The following is a 17362-nucleotide window of genomic DNA, read 5'->3' on the forward strand; positions in this document are numbered from 1 at the left end:
GTTCTTAAACGGCGAGAAGGAATTTCCTCTAATTTAAAAGAATATAAACGTAATGGTAAAAGTTTGGCAGGTTCGATCTTCTAGGAAAGGAGCTGGGGCTGTGGGGTGGATGATACTGGTTGTGGTTGCCTACATACCGATATTCTATCGGATTCACAAACGGATCGCTGATTTGGAGAAGGAAGTGGAAAGGCTGAAAAGTGAATTGTAAAAAGAAGGCGCCGTCCTATTAGGACCGGCGCCTTCTTACTTAATGGATTCAGCTAGCTGCGCTTCCTGCGGCAGCAAATCGTTTTCTTTTAGGAAATCCGCCACCGCCTCTTCGTATTCTTCCGGGAACAAATTATACGACTGGGCATGCGCGCCGGTTTCGAACAGCTTCAAAGCTTTCGGCCCCTTTTTCAGCTCATGCATCTCGCTGCTCATTTTCGGAAGGACAAATGTGTCTTCGAGGCTGTGGATGAACAGGACCGGTTTCCGGATCAAAGGGACCGCATTACGGGGTGATACAGTTTTCATCGCATAGCCGTCCCGCCATTTCATGAACACTTGAGCCAGCTTCAGCGCAATCGGCGTCTTGAGCGGCGTTGTGGTTTTCATGACATGCCGGATCTGCTCCGAGATGTCTGAATACCCGCAGTCGGAAATATAGAAATCGGCATCGTCCTGCATGCCTGCATACAAGAGCGTCGTAGCAGCCCCCATCGATTCGCCGTGGATGCCGAACCGCAAGTCAGGGCCAACATGCTGTTTGAGCGCTTCGATGACTGCTTTTAAATCCCATTTCTCGTAATGGCCGAAGCTGGTCGTATTGCCGCCGGAATCACCGTGGCGCCGATGGTCGTAGACGACCGAATTAAAGCCGAGGCGCTCGAACATACGGGCATATTTAAAGGAATTGACTTTCGTTTCGGTCACCCCGTGGCAAATGACGACATAACGGTTTGTATCATACGGTTCCAGGAAAATGGCCTTGACGTCATAGCCGTTTTCCGACCGGATCCACTGTTCGCTTTTTTTCACGTTGGCATACCAGACTTCGTCATACCGTTTGGCGGATGTTTCGCGCTCCAAAATCAAAGCTTCGTCTTTTTTCTTCACATACATCAGCCGGTTGCTGGCAGCAATGCCGACCGCTGCAGCCAAAAGGGAAAAGGTGCTGGAAACGACAGCAGAAATTTGGAAAATGCGTTTTTTCAAAGGAGAGCCTCCCTATCTTCGGTTCTTATAAAGGCGGTACATGCCTGTCTGGACCGGGTTTGAGACATGGGGTTCAATCGCAGCGACAGCTTCGCACAGCAGATCAAGGTCGATTCCGGTGCTGATGTCCATGCGGTGCAGCATGTTGACGACGTCTTCGGTTGCGACGTTGCCGGTGGCACCAGGTGCGAACGGGCAGCCGCCCAAGCCGCCGGCGGACGCGTCAAACCGGTCGACTCCTGCCTGGAGCGCTGCGAAGATATTGGCCAGCGCCATTTTTCGTGTGTCATGGAAATGCGCGGTCATCAGCACATCAGGAAATGCATCTTTCAATTTTTTGAACAGTCTATAGCTCTCAAGCGGCGTTGCCATGCCGATCGTATCAGCGACACTCAACTCGTCGACTCCCCAGTCGGCGAAGGTCCGGCAAAGCGACAAGGTGCCTTCCGGGTTGATGGCCCCTTCGAACGGGCAATAGAACGCGGTGGAGATGCAGGCACGGACGAAAATGCCGTCTTCTTTTAATTGGAGGATGAGCGGTTGGAGCGCATCCATGCTTTCCCTAGTGGTTTTGTTGATGTTTTTCTTATTGAACGAATCGGACACGCCAACGAAAACTGCGACAGCTTTTGCGCCAGATTCGAGTGCGGCATTGATGCCTTTTTCATTCGGCGTCAGGACAAACTGGCGTCCGGTTTTCTCGACATTCGCCATGATTTCTTTGGCATCGGCCATTTGCGGCACCCATTTTGGCGACACGAACGACGTCAGCTCCATTTCTTGCACCCCTGCTGCTTGAAGTCCTTTGATGAATTCGAGTTTCGCTTCCGTGGAAACGGTTTTTCCTTCGTTTTGAAGGCCGTCCCGCGGGCCAACCTCGATTATTGTTGCATTCTTTGGTAAACTTAACATAGTATCCCTCCCAATACCATTGTATCCAGGAGTAGGAGAAAAGAGCAACTTGCAAACAACCAAACAAGGGGGAAATCATTGTGTCACAAGAAGTCGTAATTGTAAGCGCTGTCCGCACGGCGATCGGTTCTTTCGGAGGAGCGCTTAAAGATGTTCCTGCAACAAAATTAGGGGCGATTGTCATCAAAGAAGCTGTCCAGCGCGCAGGAATCAAACCTGAGCAGGTATCTGAAGTCATCATGGGGAATGTGCTTCAGGCAGGGCTTGGGCAGAACCCGGCCCGCCAGTCGGCAATTGAAGCTGGGCTTCCGGAGACGGTTCCGGCAATGACCATCAATAAACTCTGTGGTTCCGGCTTAAAATCGGTCCACCTGGCTTTCCAAGCAATTTATGCAGGAGACGCTGATATCGTCGTGGCAGGCGGCATGGAGAACATGAGCTTGGCGCCATATTTGATGCCGAAAGCAAGGACCGGTTACCGCATGGGCGACCAGACTGTGGTCGACAGCATGCTGCAGGACGGCCTGATGTGTGCATTCAATAATTACCATATGGGCGTCACTGCAGAGAACCTCTGCGACCGCTATGAAATCACCCGCGAAGAGCAGGACGAATTTGCTGCGCGTTCGCAGGCACGGGCGGCGGCGGCAATCGATTCCGGCCGCTTTGATGATGAAATCGTTCCAGTGGAGATTCCGCAGCGCAAAGGCGAGCCGGTGATCTTCAATACGGACGAATATGTGAAGCGCGATTCCACTGCCGAAAAACTTGGCAAATTGCGCCCAGCATTTAAAAAAGAAGGCAGCGTAACTGCCGGCAATGCTTCCGGCATCAACGACGGAGCGGCCGCTGTTGTCGTGATGTCCAAAGCGAAAGCCGAAGAACTGGGTTTGACGCCAATTGCTACCGTCATCGCGAACGGACACGCTGGCGTAGATCCGGCGGTTATGGGCATCGGTCCGGTCCAGGCGGTCAAGAACGTATTGAACAAAGCTGGAATGGCTATGGCTGACATCGAATTGATCGAAGCCAACGAAGCATTCGCAGCCCAATCAATCGCTGTGGACCGTGAATTAGAATTCAATCACGATATTCTGAATGTTAATGGCGGTGCAATCGCACTTGGCCATCCAATCGGGGCAAGCGGCGCCCGGGTTTTTGTAACACTTCTGCATGAAATGCAAAAACGCGATGTCAAAACCGGACTTGCAACACTTTGCATCGGCGGCGGCCAAGGCGTGGCAACGATCGTAAAACGCCCGTAAGGAGAGAGAGCGATGAGCAAGAAAAAACAAGAAACCGAAAGCAATCTGCCGCAGGATATCCTAGCAAAATTGCAGGTGACAAAAGCGAAACTTTTGAAAGAAGAGCAGCAGCGCGCTGAGGAAAAGCACGCCAAGGAATTGTTCGAACGCAAAGAGCGTGAAAAGAACCTGTCATTTGCAGAGCTGCTTGAACGGCATGGCGATAAAGGAAACAAATATTAAATTCATGGATCATTAAATACGGAATGCCGGAAGCTGTTGAGCATATCAACCAGTTTCCGGCTTTTATTTTTTTGCAGTAACTATCAAATGATTTCACAATTGCAGCATAACGGGAAGAATTTTGGGTAAGAGTAAAGAGTGACACCATACATAGAGGGGGATTTTATGAAGAAAGAAAAGCTAATTGAATACAAAATATTCATACCGGCAATCATCATTATCTTGGCGCTTTGTATACCGCTAGGCCTGTATGAAACACGGTCGCTTGAAGTGCTCAATTCAATTTTCACTTCAATCGTGGAAATGTTTAGTTGGGGATACCTTTGGTACGGAATCATCCTAGTAGGAGCGGCCCTATTCTTTTCATTTTCCAAATATGGAAAAGTCGTATTAGGAAATCCAAAGGAAAAGCCACGCCTCTCGTTGTTCGAATATGCTTCAATTCTAATAGCTATGGGCATCGGGTCTACTATCATGCGGACCGGGATGCTTCAATGGTCGTCGGTTGCTAACAATCCGCCTGCCGGTACAGAAGCGGGATCGCCTGAAGCTATGTTGATGGGCAATGCTTACAGCATGTTCCTGTGGGGATTTCAGGTGTTTGCGATTTTCGTCATGATTGCACCGGCCATGGCTTATATTCTGCACGTCAAAAAACGCCCGCTCATGCGGATTTCCGAGGCAGCCCGTGTTATTCTTGGCGATAAGTTGACAGATGGTTGGGCAGGCAAGTTGCTCGATGTTTTATTCCTTCTTAGTATTCTGACCGGGGCAGCTGTCACACTAGGTCTTGGGGCACCGATTGTTACATATAATTTAGCCGCTTTATTGAACATCAATGTCAGCTTCGGGCTAACGCTCATCGTCACGGTCGTCTGGGTTCTGCTGTTTTCAGCAAGCGCCTACCTCGGCATTGAAAAAGGAATCAAACGGCTTAGTACGTTCAATGTCTATCTTGCCGCTGCATTCGGTATATTCATTGTATTGGCAGGCCCTGGCGTATTCATCATGAATTTCTTTACGGACAGTGTCTCGTATTTGTTCGCTAATTATCTGTCGTTCTCGCTAAGCACCGATTCAGTCTATCAAGGAGAAGCCTCGCATGTACAAAGCAATACCGTTTTCTGGTTTGCTTATAGTGCGACTTGGGCCATGTTGCACAGCGTATTCGCTGCCCGGATTTCAAAAGGCCGGACGATCAAAGAGATGATTCTCACCTATATGCTGGCGCCGACATTGTTGTCTTGGATTGCGACCGGTGTATTAGGCGGATTGGGAGTTCACCGACAGCTGACCGGACAATTGAACATACTGGAGTTGGTCCAGACTGAAGATCGGATGGCGGTCATTCCTGAAATCCTCTCAACCTTGCCGTTAAGCGGACTGGCCATTGTCGTCTTCATCATCGTTTCGCTTGTCTTCCTGACAACAACGCTTGATTCGACAACGTATACGGTCGCCGCTTATACAAGTACACGGGATATGAGCAATCATGAACCACCAAAATCATTGCGCCTCATCATTGCAGCGATTATAACCGTTCTGGCTTTGGTATTGATGAGAATAGGAGGGCTTGCTCCACTGGAAGTCATTTCCGGATTGATGGGCTTGCCGATAATTTTGATCACTTTCCTGATGCTTTTTGCAGCGAAGAAGATGCTGGATAACGACGAAGCATGGAAACACAATATCCGTAAATAGAATTTCAAGCTTCTGATCAGATATCATAATTGATACTGAAAAATTCATTGCAAGAAATTTTGAATTATTATTTTATCTATGGTATAGTGATGCCGACAACATGAATATCGCAATCCACTAGGGGAGCCGGTTACCGGCTGAGACGAGCAACGCTCGGACCCTTTGAACCTGATCTGGATCATACCAGCGGAGGGAAGTGGGCGAATGGATGCTCCTCTCTTTTTTTGTGCAGCTGACAATCGCCGCTTTCCTTTACTGGAAAGCGGTATTTTATTTGCTCAAAAAAGGAGATGGAGAAATGGCTTTTTGCAAAGAGGTACGGTTGGAATGTGATGGATTGTGGCAGGCAAGTTTTGAGCATCCGTTCGTGAAAGGGATCGCGGACGGCACGTTGCCGCTCGGCATATTCAAGTATTACGTCATGCAGGATGCCTATTATTTAACGCATTTTGCCAAAGTACAGGCAATCGGAGCGGTAAAGGCGGCGGACCTTGAGACGACGAGAAGCTTCGCGCATCATGCCGAACAGACATGTGCAGCAGAAATGGCACTCCACGAATCGTTCATGGATTTACTCGGTGTCACGAAGAGCGATTGGGAGTTGTTCGAACCTTCTCCGAGTGCCTATGCTTACGTTTCGCATATGTACCGTTCTGCAGAAGGCGACTTGGCGGATGTACTGGCTGCCATTCTGCCGTGCTACTGGCTTTATTTTGAAATCGGAGAGCGCTTGAAAGATGCCGCACCCGGTCATCCCATCTACGACCGGTGGATTGGCACATACGGTTCTGAGTGGTTCGGCGAACTGGTCAATGAGCAGAAAGAGCGCATGGACCGGTTGGCAGAAGGGCTTTCTGAAAAACGGCTTAAACAGTTGAAAGACCGGTTCCGCCGGAGCAGCTATTACGAATGGAATTTTTGGCAGCAGGCGTGGACGATGGAAAGCTGGGAAGTTGCGCCGCAAGTGGGAGAGGAGAATGCGTATGTTGATTGAGGTCCGGTCAAAGGAGCCGATCATTCATTGCATCACCAACCAGGTCGCCGCAAATTTCCAGGCAAACGGGCTGCTCGCATTAGGTGCATCACCGATCATGGGAGATGCAGTGGAAGAGGCAGAAGAACTGACCCTTCTGGCAGATGCGTTATCGCTGAATATTGGGACACTCTCACAGCGTTCCCTCGACAGCATGCTGATATCGGGGAAAGCAGCGAACCGGAAAGGGATACCGGTCGTGCTGGATCCGGTCGGGGCAGGCGCGACACGGTTCCGGCTTTCGGCTGTAAACCAATTGCTTCAAGGAGTGGAAATCACGTTGCTGCGCTGCAATGCCGGGGAGCTGGCCGCGATTGCCAGAGCCGATTGGCAGGCAAAGGGCGTGGATGCCGGAGCAGGCGATGCCGATATTGAACCATTGGCAATGGAAGTGGCACGCCGCTATCGATTGGCCGTAGCGGTAACGGGCGAAACGGACATCGTGACGGATGGCCAAACGGTGGAGTACATCCCCCATGGCAGTCCGAAAATGGCAGAGGTAACGGGCATGGGGTGCCTATTGAGCGCAGTCGCAGCTGCTTTCCTTGCATCAGTGGAAGGGCCGCCCATGACGATAGCCGCGGAAGCGCTCCGTTATTACGGCATTGCCGGCGAAAACGCAGCTGCCGAAGCCCCGGGGCCGGGGAGTTTCAGCGCCCAATTTTTGGACCTTCTTGCAAGCACGGAACAGCAGAACATTGATGAAGCAAGCAAAATGGGAGGGATGTTGTATGGGCGCGATTAAGGAAGTGCTGACGATTGCCGGTTCTGATTCCGGCGGAGGCGCCGGGATTCAGGCGGACATCAAAACATTTCAGGAACTCGGCGTGTTTGGAACTTCTGCCATTACGGCGGTAACGGCTCAAAATACCCGGGGCGTCAGCGGCATTTTCCCGGTGGAAAGGGGAACAGTCCGGCAGCAAATCGATGCGGTGGGCAGCGACTTTGACATTGCAGCAGTCAAAACCGGCATGCTGTTTGATGCCTCGATCATCGAGGAAACGGCTAAAGGAATCCGGAGATACGGATGGAAGTATGTCATTGTCGATCCGGTCATGATTGCAAAAGGAGGGGCCGCACTTTTGCAGGAAGAGGCGGTGGAGGCGATGAAAGCCCAGCTTTTGCCCCTCGCCACGGTTATTACTCCGAACATTCCGGAGGCGGAAGTATTGAGCGGCATTGAAATCCGCGACCCGGAAACACGGCTCCTGGCAGCAAAACGCATTCTGGATTACGGAGCGGAGTCGGTCGTCATCAAAGGCGGCCACGGCAGCGATCCGGACTTTACCGAGGACTTCTACCTCCATAGCGGCGGCGCATCGCTTATGCTGCGCTCAAACCGGATCCGCACCCGTCAGACACATGGCACCGGCTGCACATTCGCAGCGGCCCTGACAGCTGAAATGGCAAAAGGCGCTCCAATGAACGAAGCGCTTTTCACTGCCAAGCAATTTGTCCAAGCAGCACTTGGCCATCCTTTGAATATTGGATCAGGCCATGGACCGACCAATCACGCAGCCTTCAGAAACTTCAGCGGAAAGGGGGAAGTCCAGCTTGTTTAGCAGACCATCAATTTATTTCATCATGGGTACGTCGAATGCAAAGGAAAAAGAGCCGCATTTTTTGCTTAATGAAGCTCTGGCAGCCGGGATTACCCATTTTCAGCTGCGTGAAAAAGGGGAGACCGCATTACGGGGGGAAGCGTTGGAGAGATTCGCACGGGAATGCCAGGCTCTATGCAAGCGGTATAGCGTGCCGTTCATCATCAACGACGATGTAGAACTGGCGCTTGCAATCGGAGCGGACGGCGTCCATGTCGGGCAAGAGGATATGCATTCCGGCGATGTACGCGCGCTGATCGGCGCAGAGAAAGTGCTGGGAGTTTCAGTCCATTCCGAGGAAGAAGCAGCACAGGCTATTGCACGCGGCGCTGATTATCTTGGCATGGGGCCGGTATTCGCTACGAGCTCGAAAAGCGATGCGAAAGCGCCGGCTGGGGTCAGGAAAATCATAGAAGTTGCCAGGCAATACCCCAAAGTTCCGGTCATCGGCATTGGCGGAATCACATCGGAAAATGCAAGCGAAGTCTGGCAGGCGGGCGCAGCTGGAGTAGCCGTTATTTCCGCAATTGCAAAAGCGAGGGACGTTTCCACAGAAATTGGCCGGCTCCGAGATTCATTTGAAAGAGGGCAGATGATATGAAAACGAAAAAGCTCGTCCTGATGGCAATGTTCGTTGCGATTGCAGTGGCAGGATCCGCATTTGTATCGTTTCCTGCCGGAATAGCCCGGGCTTATCCTGTACAGCATGCGATCAACGTAATGGCGGCAGTCCTTTTCGGGCCCCTTCCGGCGGTCGTCATCGCTTTCGTGACAGGGGTGGTCCGCGTGTTGACCGGGACCGGCTCCTTGCTGGCATTTCCCGGCGGAATGATCGGCGCTCTTCTGGCCGGTTTGTTCTATATGGGTACCGGGAAACTCTGGTTTGCCGCAGCAGGGGAAATAATCGGCACGGGAATCCTTGCTTCGCTTGTGGCTGTACCGTATGCAAAATTTTTGATGGGCACAGAAAGCGCCGCGTTTTTCTTCATGCCGCCGTTTCTGGTATCAAGTGCTACAGGTGCTGTGCTTGGGGTTCTTCTCGTCTATAAACTGAAGAATGTCTACATCAAAAGCGAACTTTATTGACGCTGAGACTTGAACACGAATAAAAAGGACAAGCAGCCTGAAGCGGCAGCTTGTCCTTTGCTCATTTCTTTATTATTTTAGAAACGACTCTTCAAAAACGGTCAATAGGTGATCAAGTGTGATCGGATCGCTGTAAGTGGAGGCTTTGGTATTGATTTCTATGACCTGCCCTTTTTCCACGGCCGGTATATTGTTCCATACAGCTGTTTCTGTAAAAGAGTTATCGACATCCGGATTTTTGCTGAAGACGATATAGTCCCCAGCAAATTCCGGAAGTGTTTCAGCGGAGAATGTATAGACGCCCGCTTCCAATGCCAATTCCTTCACTTTTTCGGGCATTTTCAAGCCCATTGCCTGATAGAGGATTTCTGTGCCGCGGGCGTAATTATCGCCGAACACATAAAATTCCTTGTTTCCGCTTTCGATGACGGATACAGTGGCATCTTCGCCGATTTTCGAACGAATCGTTTCACCTGCAGCTTCCGCTTTTTCCGTGAAGCTTGCAACCCAATCCGTTGCTTCTTTTTCTTTGTTCAACAACTTGCCGATTTCAACCTGCTGGTCCAGATAATCCAGCTTTCCCCATGTGAAGGCTACTGTCGGTGCTATTTCATTCAATTTCTTAAGGTTCTTCATATGGGTGCCTGCGATGATCAAGTCCGGGTCCAATTCAATGATTGCTTCAAGATTGTCTTCAGATACGACCTCTACACCAGCCAGCTTTTCTTCGAAAAGAGGGTTGGTATTCGTCCATTCATCAATGCCGACAACCTGGCCATCTAAAGCCAAGACATTCGGCCCATTCGTCAATGCGATGATCCGCTGTGGGTCTGCGGGAACCTCGACAGGTCCGGATTCGGACTGGTATGTAATTGTTTCAGTTGTTTCTTCTGCTGCTTCTTTCGGAGCCGCCTCGCCGTTTCCACAGCCGGCAAGCACGAGCGACAATAAAAGCAGGAATGGCAATATTGCGTTTTTCATAATGAGTGTCTCCTTCTGCACCATCGATATTGATAATCATTTTCAATTGCATGCATCTTTTATACTAAAATAGTTGAGAACGGTTGTCAATTGGAATCTGGAAAGCGACAAATAATAAATCTGAAGCCGACTGAAAATATGTCATGGAACAAACAAAAAGGCTGCCGGCAAAGGCAGCCTTTTTGCCCCTTCATGAAGCTGGGTTTTCCAACGTCCCCATGAAAAGAATGACCCCAGTTTCTGAATCCGTGATGGTGAAAAAGAACGGCCGGTTGGCGATCATTCGGAAAGAGTCAACAGATTCTGATTCTGCCACTGAAACCGAAGTGGCAGCGGCCGCTTCAGTCCCTTTCTCATTAACATCGATGAACGTTTTTTGTTTGACTTCACTGATATAGAGGCCGCTCGAAGTTTCAAACATATTTGACAAGTCGGCACTCCGGAAAGCCGTTTCCATTCCGAGGCGCGATAACGCCTCGTTTAAAATCACTTCGTATTCCATCTTGAACTTCGGGATCATCAGCGTGCCGTCCTTCGGTTCGAAGCCTTTCATCCACTGATCCCATTTTTCTTCCGTCAGGCCAGTCGCCAGTTCATCAAGTTCGGTGCCGGGGGCTGGCAGGAAGATGTTCATGCTCATTTCGCCGTCTCCATACGGCAGCGACACTGCCTGGAAGTCATCCGTTTCCAAATAAGGAAGCCGGCTCTGCAAGTTCATGAGCGGCACGTCCGTTACTGAACCGTCGCTTTGTGTAAAAGGCTGATCTATTGTTTCTCCTTCAGGAAAAGGGTACTGCCAATCCCCTTTGAAGTAGAGGGCGTTCAAAAGCATTGCTGCCAAATTCGGACTGAGCGGTTTGGCGGCCATTTTTTTGATTTTGCCGTTTGTCGCGTCACTCACCCAATCGTTGATCCGATCCGCTGAAGCCGGGTCTGAAATATCGATTTCTTCGATTTGGGCATTGTAATAATCCCTGTTGCTTTCTGAAAAGCTGTCCAGAAAGCGGTATTCCTCTTTGGTCCAGATCGAATTGGCGATATTCAATTCAATCCCTTCCGGACGGTCCGCAAATTGCATGGAAAGCGAAGCGTTCGCACGGTTCATCTCTTCCGGGGGAATCCCTTCTGCGCCGAGCACATTGGCAAGCTCATCTTTTGTGGGGCCAGCCGCTCCGTTATAGACCATCGAAAGGGCCATGTACAAACTGAGCGGCGAAATGAATGTATTCCCGTCTTCGGTTTGGGTGAGGTCGTCCATCAGCCTGAAGCCGAGACGGTTGTTAGGTCCGGATATCTTTTCGTAATCTTTTTTGCCGTATTCTACGCCATCAGCTATTGCCATGCCGGGATTGCCATTGCCGGATGAAGAACTGCAGGCTGAAGCGATGAGCAATGATAGAAGGATAAAGAGCTTTGCTATTTTTTTCACGGATTTCCACCCCTTTAAAAAAGTAGACTGGAAAAAAGAAGGAAAAGTTACAGATATTCTATAAAATAATGGTTAAAAAAGCGCTAAATACCATACAATGAGCGTATTAAAACATTCTATTTTCGGAATGCCCAAGAAGAGGAGGAGCGAAAATGCATACAATCATGCAGGAATTTACGAAAAACGGAAAAACATACCGGATCAGGACAGCCGAGCACCAAGATGCGAAAGAATTATCCGAAGTACGGCTGCAGATCGACGGGGAAACGCAATATCTGGATCGGGAACGAGGGGAGGCGTTTATCGATGAATCGGGTTTTGAGGAATTGATTGTCATGGACTCGCGAAATGAAAAAAATCTGTTCTTAGTAGCGCTGGCTGATCGCAGAATCGTAGGGTTTTCAAGATGTGAAGGAAACTCGTTAAAAAGGTTCGCCCACAAGGCGGAATTCGGCGTGGGCATTTTAAAGGAATATTGGGGATATGGCATCGGAAAAAATCTATTGAATGAAACCATCGCCTGGAGTGAAGCGGCCGGCATACGGAAAATCACCTTGAACGTGCTCCAACAAAATTTAAAAGCGATTTCCCTATATGAGAAACTCAGATTCAAAAAAGAAGGCCTTCTTGTAAACGACAAGAAATTAGCGGATGGGCAATTCCATCATACGGTTATAATGGGCAGGTTCAGCTAGCTGCGAACCAGGTATGCTCCGATCGGCCAAATTGAATGAAATATTTTAATAACCTTCGGCTTCCATCCTACTCCTTTGCCCAGCGGACGTTTACATACAGCCAACCCATTCTTAGCGGTAAAGTTCTTGCATATTAACAAGATCCGACGTTTAAAGCAGGGGATGCAAGGGGCATGGATATAGATAGAAAAAAACGGCCTTGAGTGGAGGGGGTGAACGGGCCATGTTTGAAATTATGAAAAAGATTGTGAAGATCAACACCCCGAAATTGGTGCTGTTCACGTTTCTGTTTTACCTTGCCAGTGCATTCATCATGTACTTTTTGGAGCCCGATAATTTCCAAACGCCATTTAATGCGTTTTGGTGGGTCATGACAACGGTGACCACAATCGGTTACGGGGACTATGTCCCGAGGACGTTGCCAGGCATGGTATATGGCATGGTCCTGTATCTGATCGGCATCGGATTGATCGGGATCATCCTTGGGAAAATCGTGGATTTCTATACTTATTTCGGGAGGCTTAAAATGGAAGGGAAACTGGATTACACAGGAAAAGACCACTTCATCATCATCGGCTGGTCGAAGAGCGTCCAAAAAACCATTGAAGAAATTTTATTGAGCCGGGATATCGAGACGGACGTTGTGCTGATCGACCATGTGCAGGAGGCGCCGTTCCGGCATGACCGATTCCATTATGTCCAGGGCAACCCGACGGACCAGAAAGTGCTCCGGAAAGCCGGCATAGACAATGCCCGCTCAGTGTCGGTTTTTGCGCTGGACAACTCAAGCGATGTATTAAAAGACGGCCGGACGCTGCTCATCGCTTCCGCCATTGAACGCTATGCCATCGAACATCAGAAAAAGATCTACACCATCGCGGAAATATCGCATCAGGACCATATCGGCATGTTCCAGCATGCGGGCGTGAATGAGTTTGTCCTTTCCAATGAAGCCTTTCCGCATTTGATGGCCAAAGCATTGCTTCACCACGGATCGACCCGTCTGTTTATGGAGATGCTGAATCACACCTACGGGGAAAATATCTGGGAAATCAAGCCGGCACCTTCATGGAGAACGTACAGGGAAGCGTTCGATGCCTTGCGCGAGCAAGGAGCCAACCTGATTGCCGACGGCTCAGATTTCACGATCATCCGCAGGATGGATGACCCGATCCCGCCTGGCGCCCGCCTTTACATCCTCACAGATGAAGCGTCCTATAATAATTTAATACTGAAGGAATAGAACGGGGGACAGGCAAAGCTCGAAGTAGCGCTTCGTCTGTCCTTTCCTCCAGCTCAAAAAGACGTACGAAAAGAGAAAAAAGCAGAAGGGTTGACTTCATTAAAAAACCTATGTTATGATTATCTCGAATTAAAGATATTATTTAAAAGGGAAAACAAATGCAAGACCTAAAATTTTTTAACTATATATCTCGAATTCGAGATATAAATCGCCATTCAAAGGAGCGAATTTCAATGAACGAAATCAAAGGGATCCACCATGTAACTGCCATCACCAGCAGTGCAGAAAAAAACTATGAGTTTTTCACTTACGTCCTGGGAATGCGGCTTGTCAAGAAAACGGTCAATCAGGACGATATCCAGACATATCATCTGTTTTTTGCAGATGACAAGGGATCTGCTGGAACCGATATGACATTCTTCGACTTTCCGGGCATCCAGAAAGGGGTGCACGGAACGAATGAAATCTTCAAAACAGCGTTCCGGGTGCCGACAGATGCAGCATTGGATTATTGGGTCAAGCGATTCGATAAATACGAAGTGAAGCACAAAGGCATCCAGGAGTTGTTCGGCAAGAAAACCCTGTCCTTCACCGATTTTGATGACCAGCAATACATGCTGGTGTCGGATGAATTCAATGAAGGCGTGGCATCGGGCACCCCTTGGCAGAACGGGCCGGTTCCTTTGGAATTTGCAATTACCGGCCTTGGCCCGATCCATATCCGCATCGCTCAATTCGATTACTTGAAAGAAGTTTTGGAAAAAGTGATGATGATGCGCGAAACAGCAAAAGAAGGCTCACTGCATCTATTTGAAGTCGGCGAAGGCGGCAACGGCGCCCAAGTCATCGTAGAATACAATACGGTCTTGCCGGCTGGCCGCCAAGGGTTCGGCACTGTACACCATGCGGCATTCCGTGTGGCAGACACAGATGCTTTGAATGAATGGATCGACCATATGCAGGCAGCCGGTTTCGGAACTTCCGGCTATGTGGACCGCTTCTTCTTCGAATCGCTTTACGCACGGGTGGCACCGGGGATCTTGTTTGAATGGGCTACGGACGGTCCGGGCTTCATGGGAGACGAACCTTACGAAACAGTCGGTGAGAAATTATCACTTCCGCCATTCTTGGAATCCAAACGTGCACAGATCGAAGGCATGGTACGCCCGATCGATACCGTGCGAAGCACACGGACATTCGAAAAAGAATATTTGTAAAAAGGAGATAGTCAATATGGGGTTCTTCGGTAAATTATTCGGTACTCAGCAACAGCCACAACAAGAGGAGGAAACACACATGACAAAATTGAACATCGGCATCATCTTGGGATCAACACGCGAAGGGCGCCTTAGCCCGCAAGTCGGCGAATGGGTCAAGGAATTGGCAGACCAGCGCGGCGACGCAAACTACACGGTCATTGACATCGCTGATTACAAATTGCCCCTCCTGGGCGAAAACGGCGGTGATGCGAGCGGTGCTGCCGATTGGTCGCAAGCGGTCGCTTCACAGGACGGCTTTGTCTTCATCACACAGGAATACAACCACTCCATCACGGGGTCGCTGAAAAACGCACTCGACTATTTGCGTGCGGAATGGAACAACAAGGCAGCCGGCATCGTATCTTACGGTTCTGTCGGCGGAGCGCGTGCAGCTGAACACCTGCGCGGCATCCTTGGGGAACTGTCAGTCGCAGACGTCCGCGTACATCCGGCATTGTCGCTGTTCACGGACTTCGTGAACGGAGCGGAATTCAAACCGGCAGCTGTACAGGCTGATTCAGTCAACCAAATGCTGGACCAGGTGATTCCGTGGTCTAAGGCATTGAAGACCATCCGATAAAATTTCAGAAATAACAGCAAGGAAAGCAAGGCGCCGGACATCCGGTGCTTTTCTCTCCTTGCCTTTTTTTTTTGCGTTATCGAAGGCAGCAGAAATATAGCATGGCTCTATACAGATAATATTGGTAATATATAGAAAAAACGTTTTTGACAGGGCAGTAAAAAATTTTTATTGAAGATTTTATGCTCCGGCAGGTTCCGGAGTTTGCCAAGAAAGGGTTACTTAAATAAAAATACGTACTTTTTTAATTTATTGCCAAAGTGAGTTGAACTTTTTCGGAAGCCGAGGGTCTAATGTATAAGAACAGGGAAATTGAGGTGGCAGAATGGATGAACATGAGCTGAACCGAAGGGCAATTGCCGGAAATGATGAAGCCTTCCTGGCATTGATGCACTTGCATAAAGAAGCGCTGCTGCGGACAGCGTTGGCTTTTTTGAAAAATGAGCATGATGCGCTCGAAGCGCTCCAGGAAGTGACGTACCGGGCGTATAAGAAAATACATACGGTCAAGCAGCCGGATTATCTGAAAACCTGGCTGATCCGCATCATGATGAATTACTGTAACGATTATTTGAAAAAAAACAGGCGGCTGGTGTTCGGAGAAGCGCATAAAGAGGCGGGAAGCGATATGCCTGACCGGCTTGAGATTTCGGAGGCGCTCAGCTGCCTGCCATCAGCTGAACAGCAGCTGATTCACCTGAAGTATTTTCAGGACGTCAAAATCAAAGACATTGCAGCCATGGAAAACATTCCGGAAGGAACCGTGAAATCGCGGCTCCATAAAACGCTGCGGACTTTGCGCGGCCATTTTACTGAAAAGGAGGCGGCGGACCATGTTTGAGCGGGAAGAACAACAGCTGGCAGCCTACCGGAAGGAAATTGAAGAGGTCCATTTGCCGTTGGATGGAGCAGATGACGCCATAGCTTCGGGAATCCGGAAAGCCAAAAAGGAGCAGCAGAAAAGACGGGTATTGGCAAAGCGCAGTTTTTGGAGTCTGACAGCTGCAGCCATCGCCATGATCGTGCTCGTTTCGACGATACGGGCATCGCCCGCTTTTGCACAGACGGTTTCTGGGATTCCGGGCGTTGCCGGAATTGTTGAGATGATCCGGAACGATAAAGGGCTTGCCTCCATTATCGAGAACGACTTTTACCAGGAAATCGAAGCCTCACAAACCATAGACGGGCTGACGCTTGCCATCGAAGGGGTAATTTTGGATGAATCGGGAATGAACATCTACTACAAAATCAGTTCCGATGAACCCTTGGAGGGATTAGCCCTCGGCAAGGCCGAAATCGAAAACAAGACGCCCATTCCGCCCAGCAGCATTTCCATGGGGGCAGGCGAAGCGGCAGGAAGCGAATACAGCGATTATGTCGCGTTCCATTTCGAGAATCCGATCCGATTTGAGGAGTTGGACTTCACCTTCAAATTGGATGTAGGCGTGAAAGGAAAAAGTGCGCAGTTTGCGGTGCCATTCGAACTCAGTGAAAATGTCCGGCAAGGCCAGAAATTCGTGCTGAATGAAAACGTCGAAATCGAATCGCAAAAAATGACCATCCATGAAGTGACGATCCACCCACTCCGCACAGAAGTGGTGATCTCTTTTGATCCAGCCAATTCAAAAAAGATTCTTCATATTGAAGATCTGCGCCTGGAAGATGAGAATGGGGAAATCTGGGGTTCGGCAAGGAATGGCAGAAGCAGCCACGGCGAGCCTGGCGAAAAGATGGTCTACTATCTGCAGAGCAATTATTTTAAAGAGCCGGAAGAACTGCACCTCCGGTTCAACGAACTGCAGGCTGTCGATAAGGGAGAGGCCTCATTGCTTGTCGACGTGGAAAAACAGCAGCTGCTGCGGAGCCCGAGTGACGGACAGCTGAATTTGGCGGAAGCGGACAAGAAAACCGTCCGATTTGTCCTGAATGGGTTGCCGGAGAAGGAATTCAATTACGGGTTGATTTCAGAAATTGTTGATGCTGATGGCAAGAAGCTTCACGTATCTTCTGAATCCATGGCTTTCAAGGAAAACAATGAGCGCGAATGGTTGATTGAACTTGAGAATGTTCAGTATAAAAACCCGATAAAAATGAAACTTTTTGCTTATCCTTCTTATATCACAGGAGAAGGAGACATTGAGTTGGAACGGTGATC

General features: G+C 49.5%; 18 protein-coding genes and 1 riboswitch. Of the genes, 14 read left to right on the forward strand and 4 right to left on the reverse strand.

Annotated features, from left to right (window positions below; genetic code table 11):
• Window positions 1-246: 246 nt before the first annotated feature.
• Both ACTL32_RS12270 and ACTL32_RS12275 read right to left on the reverse strand, forming a co-directional pair.
• Entirely contained in the window at window positions 247-1200 is a 954-nt protein-coding gene (locus tag ACTL32_RS12270) for an alpha/beta hydrolase (RefSeq protein WP_441341744.1), read from the reverse strand.
• Window positions 1201-1212: 12 nt separating this feature from the next.
• Entirely contained in the window at window positions 1213-2112 is a 900-nt protein-coding gene (locus tag ACTL32_RS12275; protein WP_441341745.1) for a hydroxymethylglutaryl-CoA lyase, read from the reverse strand.
• Window positions 2113-2189: 77 nt separating this feature from the next.
• Here ACTL32_RS12275 and ACTL32_RS12280 point away from each other — a divergent pair, with 77 nt between their 5' ends.
• From ACTL32_RS12280 to thiW, 8 genes are all read left to right on the forward strand, one after another.
• Window positions 2190-3377 (forward strand): acetyl-CoA C-acetyltransferase, encoded by a 1188-nt coding sequence (locus tag ACTL32_RS12280; protein WP_441341979.1) that lies wholly within the window; start codon window positions 2190-2192, stop codon window positions 3375-3377.
• Between the two features lie 12 nt (window positions 3378-3389).
• Window positions 3390-3599: a DUF3886 domain-containing protein gene (locus tag ACTL32_RS12285; protein WP_441341746.1), complete on the forward strand. Its 210-nt coding sequence runs from the start codon at window positions 3390-3392 to the stop codon at window positions 3597-3599.
• 165 nt (window positions 3600-3764) lie between these two features.
• Window positions 3765-5300, forward strand: a complete 1536-nt coding sequence (locus ACTL32_RS12290) for a BCCT family transporter (RefSeq protein ID WP_441341747.1) — start codon at window positions 3765-3767, stop codon at window positions 5298-5300.
• A gap of 109 nt (window positions 5301-5409) precedes the next feature.
• Window positions 5410-5512, forward strand: a riboswitch (TPP riboswitch).
• Between the two features lie 86 nt (window positions 5513-5598).
• The gene (tenA, locus tag ACTL32_RS12295; protein ID WP_441341748.1) at window positions 5599-6294 is read left to right on the forward strand and encodes a thiaminase II; all 696 of its coding nucleotides are present in this window, start codon (window positions 5599-5601) and stop codon (window positions 6292-6294) included.
• On the forward strand, window positions 6284-7078 hold the full coding sequence (gene thiM / locus ACTL32_RS12300) for a hydroxyethylthiazole kinase (RefSeq protein ID WP_441341749.1): 795 nt from the start codon (window positions 6284-6286) through the stop codon (window positions 7076-7078). Before tenA ends, thiM begins: the two co-directional genes overlap by 11 nt.
• Window positions 7065-7895: a bifunctional hydroxymethylpyrimidine kinase/phosphomethylpyrimidine kinase gene (gene thiD / locus ACTL32_RS12305; RefSeq protein ID WP_441341750.1), complete on the forward strand. Its 831-nt coding sequence runs from the start codon at window positions 7065-7067 to the stop codon at window positions 7893-7895. The genes thiM and thiD overlap by 14 nt, the downstream gene beginning before the upstream one ends.
• Entirely contained in the window at window positions 7888-8535 is a 648-nt protein-coding gene (gene thiE / locus ACTL32_RS12310) for a thiamine phosphate synthase (RefSeq protein WP_441341751.1), read from the forward strand. Before thiD ends, thiE begins: the two co-directional genes overlap by 8 nt.
• Complete coding sequence (gene thiW / locus ACTL32_RS12315) at window positions 8532-9020, forward strand: energy coupling factor transporter S component ThiW (RefSeq protein ID WP_441341752.1); 489 nt, start codon at window positions 8532-8534, stop codon at window positions 9018-9020. The genes thiE and thiW overlap by 4 nt, the downstream gene beginning before the upstream one ends.
• 72 nt (window positions 9021-9092) lie before the next feature.
• On the opposite strand, the gene ACTL32_RS12320 is transcribed toward thiW, so the two are convergent.
• Window positions 9093-10001: an iron-hydroxamate ABC transporter substrate-binding protein gene (locus tag ACTL32_RS12320; RefSeq protein WP_441341753.1), complete on the reverse strand. Its 909-nt coding sequence runs from the start codon at window positions 9999-10001 to the stop codon at window positions 9093-9095.
• Window positions 10002-10191: 190 nt separating this feature from the next.
• Window positions 10192-11430 (reverse strand): serpin family protein, encoded by a 1239-nt coding sequence (locus ACTL32_RS12325; RefSeq protein WP_441341754.1) that lies wholly within the window; start codon window positions 11428-11430, stop codon window positions 10192-10194.
• Between the two features lie 152 nt (window positions 11431-11582).
• Between ACTL32_RS12325 and ACTL32_RS12330 the strand changes: the two genes are divergently transcribed.
• The 6 genes from ACTL32_RS12330 to ACTL32_RS12355 all read left to right on the forward strand — a co-directional run bounded on the left by ACTL32_RS12330 (window position 11583) and on the right by ACTL32_RS12355 (window position 17360).
• Window positions 11583-12125: a GNAT family N-acetyltransferase gene (locus ACTL32_RS12330; protein ID WP_441341755.1), complete on the forward strand. Its 543-nt coding sequence runs from the start codon at window positions 11583-11585 to the stop codon at window positions 12123-12125.
• A gap of 223 nt (window positions 12126-12348) precedes the next feature.
• On the forward strand, window positions 12349-13368 hold the full coding sequence (locus ACTL32_RS12335; protein WP_441341756.1) for a potassium channel family protein: 1020 nt from the start codon (window positions 12349-12351) through the stop codon (window positions 13366-13368).
• 233 nt (window positions 13369-13601) lie between these two features.
• Entirely contained in the window at window positions 13602-14585 is a 984-nt protein-coding gene (locus tag ACTL32_RS12340) for a ring-cleaving dioxygenase (RefSeq protein WP_441341757.1), read from the forward strand.
• A gap of 16 nt (window positions 14586-14601) precedes the next feature.
• Entirely contained in the window at window positions 14602-15207 is a 606-nt protein-coding gene (locus tag ACTL32_RS12345; protein ID WP_441341758.1) for an NADPH-dependent FMN reductase, read from the forward strand.
• A 325-nt stretch (window positions 15208-15532) separates the two neighbouring features.
• A complete protein-coding gene (locus ACTL32_RS12350) occupies window positions 15533-16048 on the forward strand; it encodes a sigma-70 family RNA polymerase sigma factor (RefSeq protein WP_441341759.1) in 516 nt (171 codons plus the stop codon).
• Entirely contained in the window at window positions 16041-17360 is a 1320-nt protein-coding gene (locus ACTL32_RS12355; protein WP_441341760.1) for a DUF4179 domain-containing protein, read from the forward strand. Before ACTL32_RS12350 ends, ACTL32_RS12355 begins: the two co-directional genes overlap by 8 nt.
• Window positions 17361-17362: the final 2 nt, after the last annotated feature.

Origin of the sequence: Planococcus sp. FY231025, from assembly GCF_052078085.1 — a bacterium.
GTDB lineage: Bacteria > Bacillota > Bacilli > Bacillales_A > Planococcaceae > Planococcus.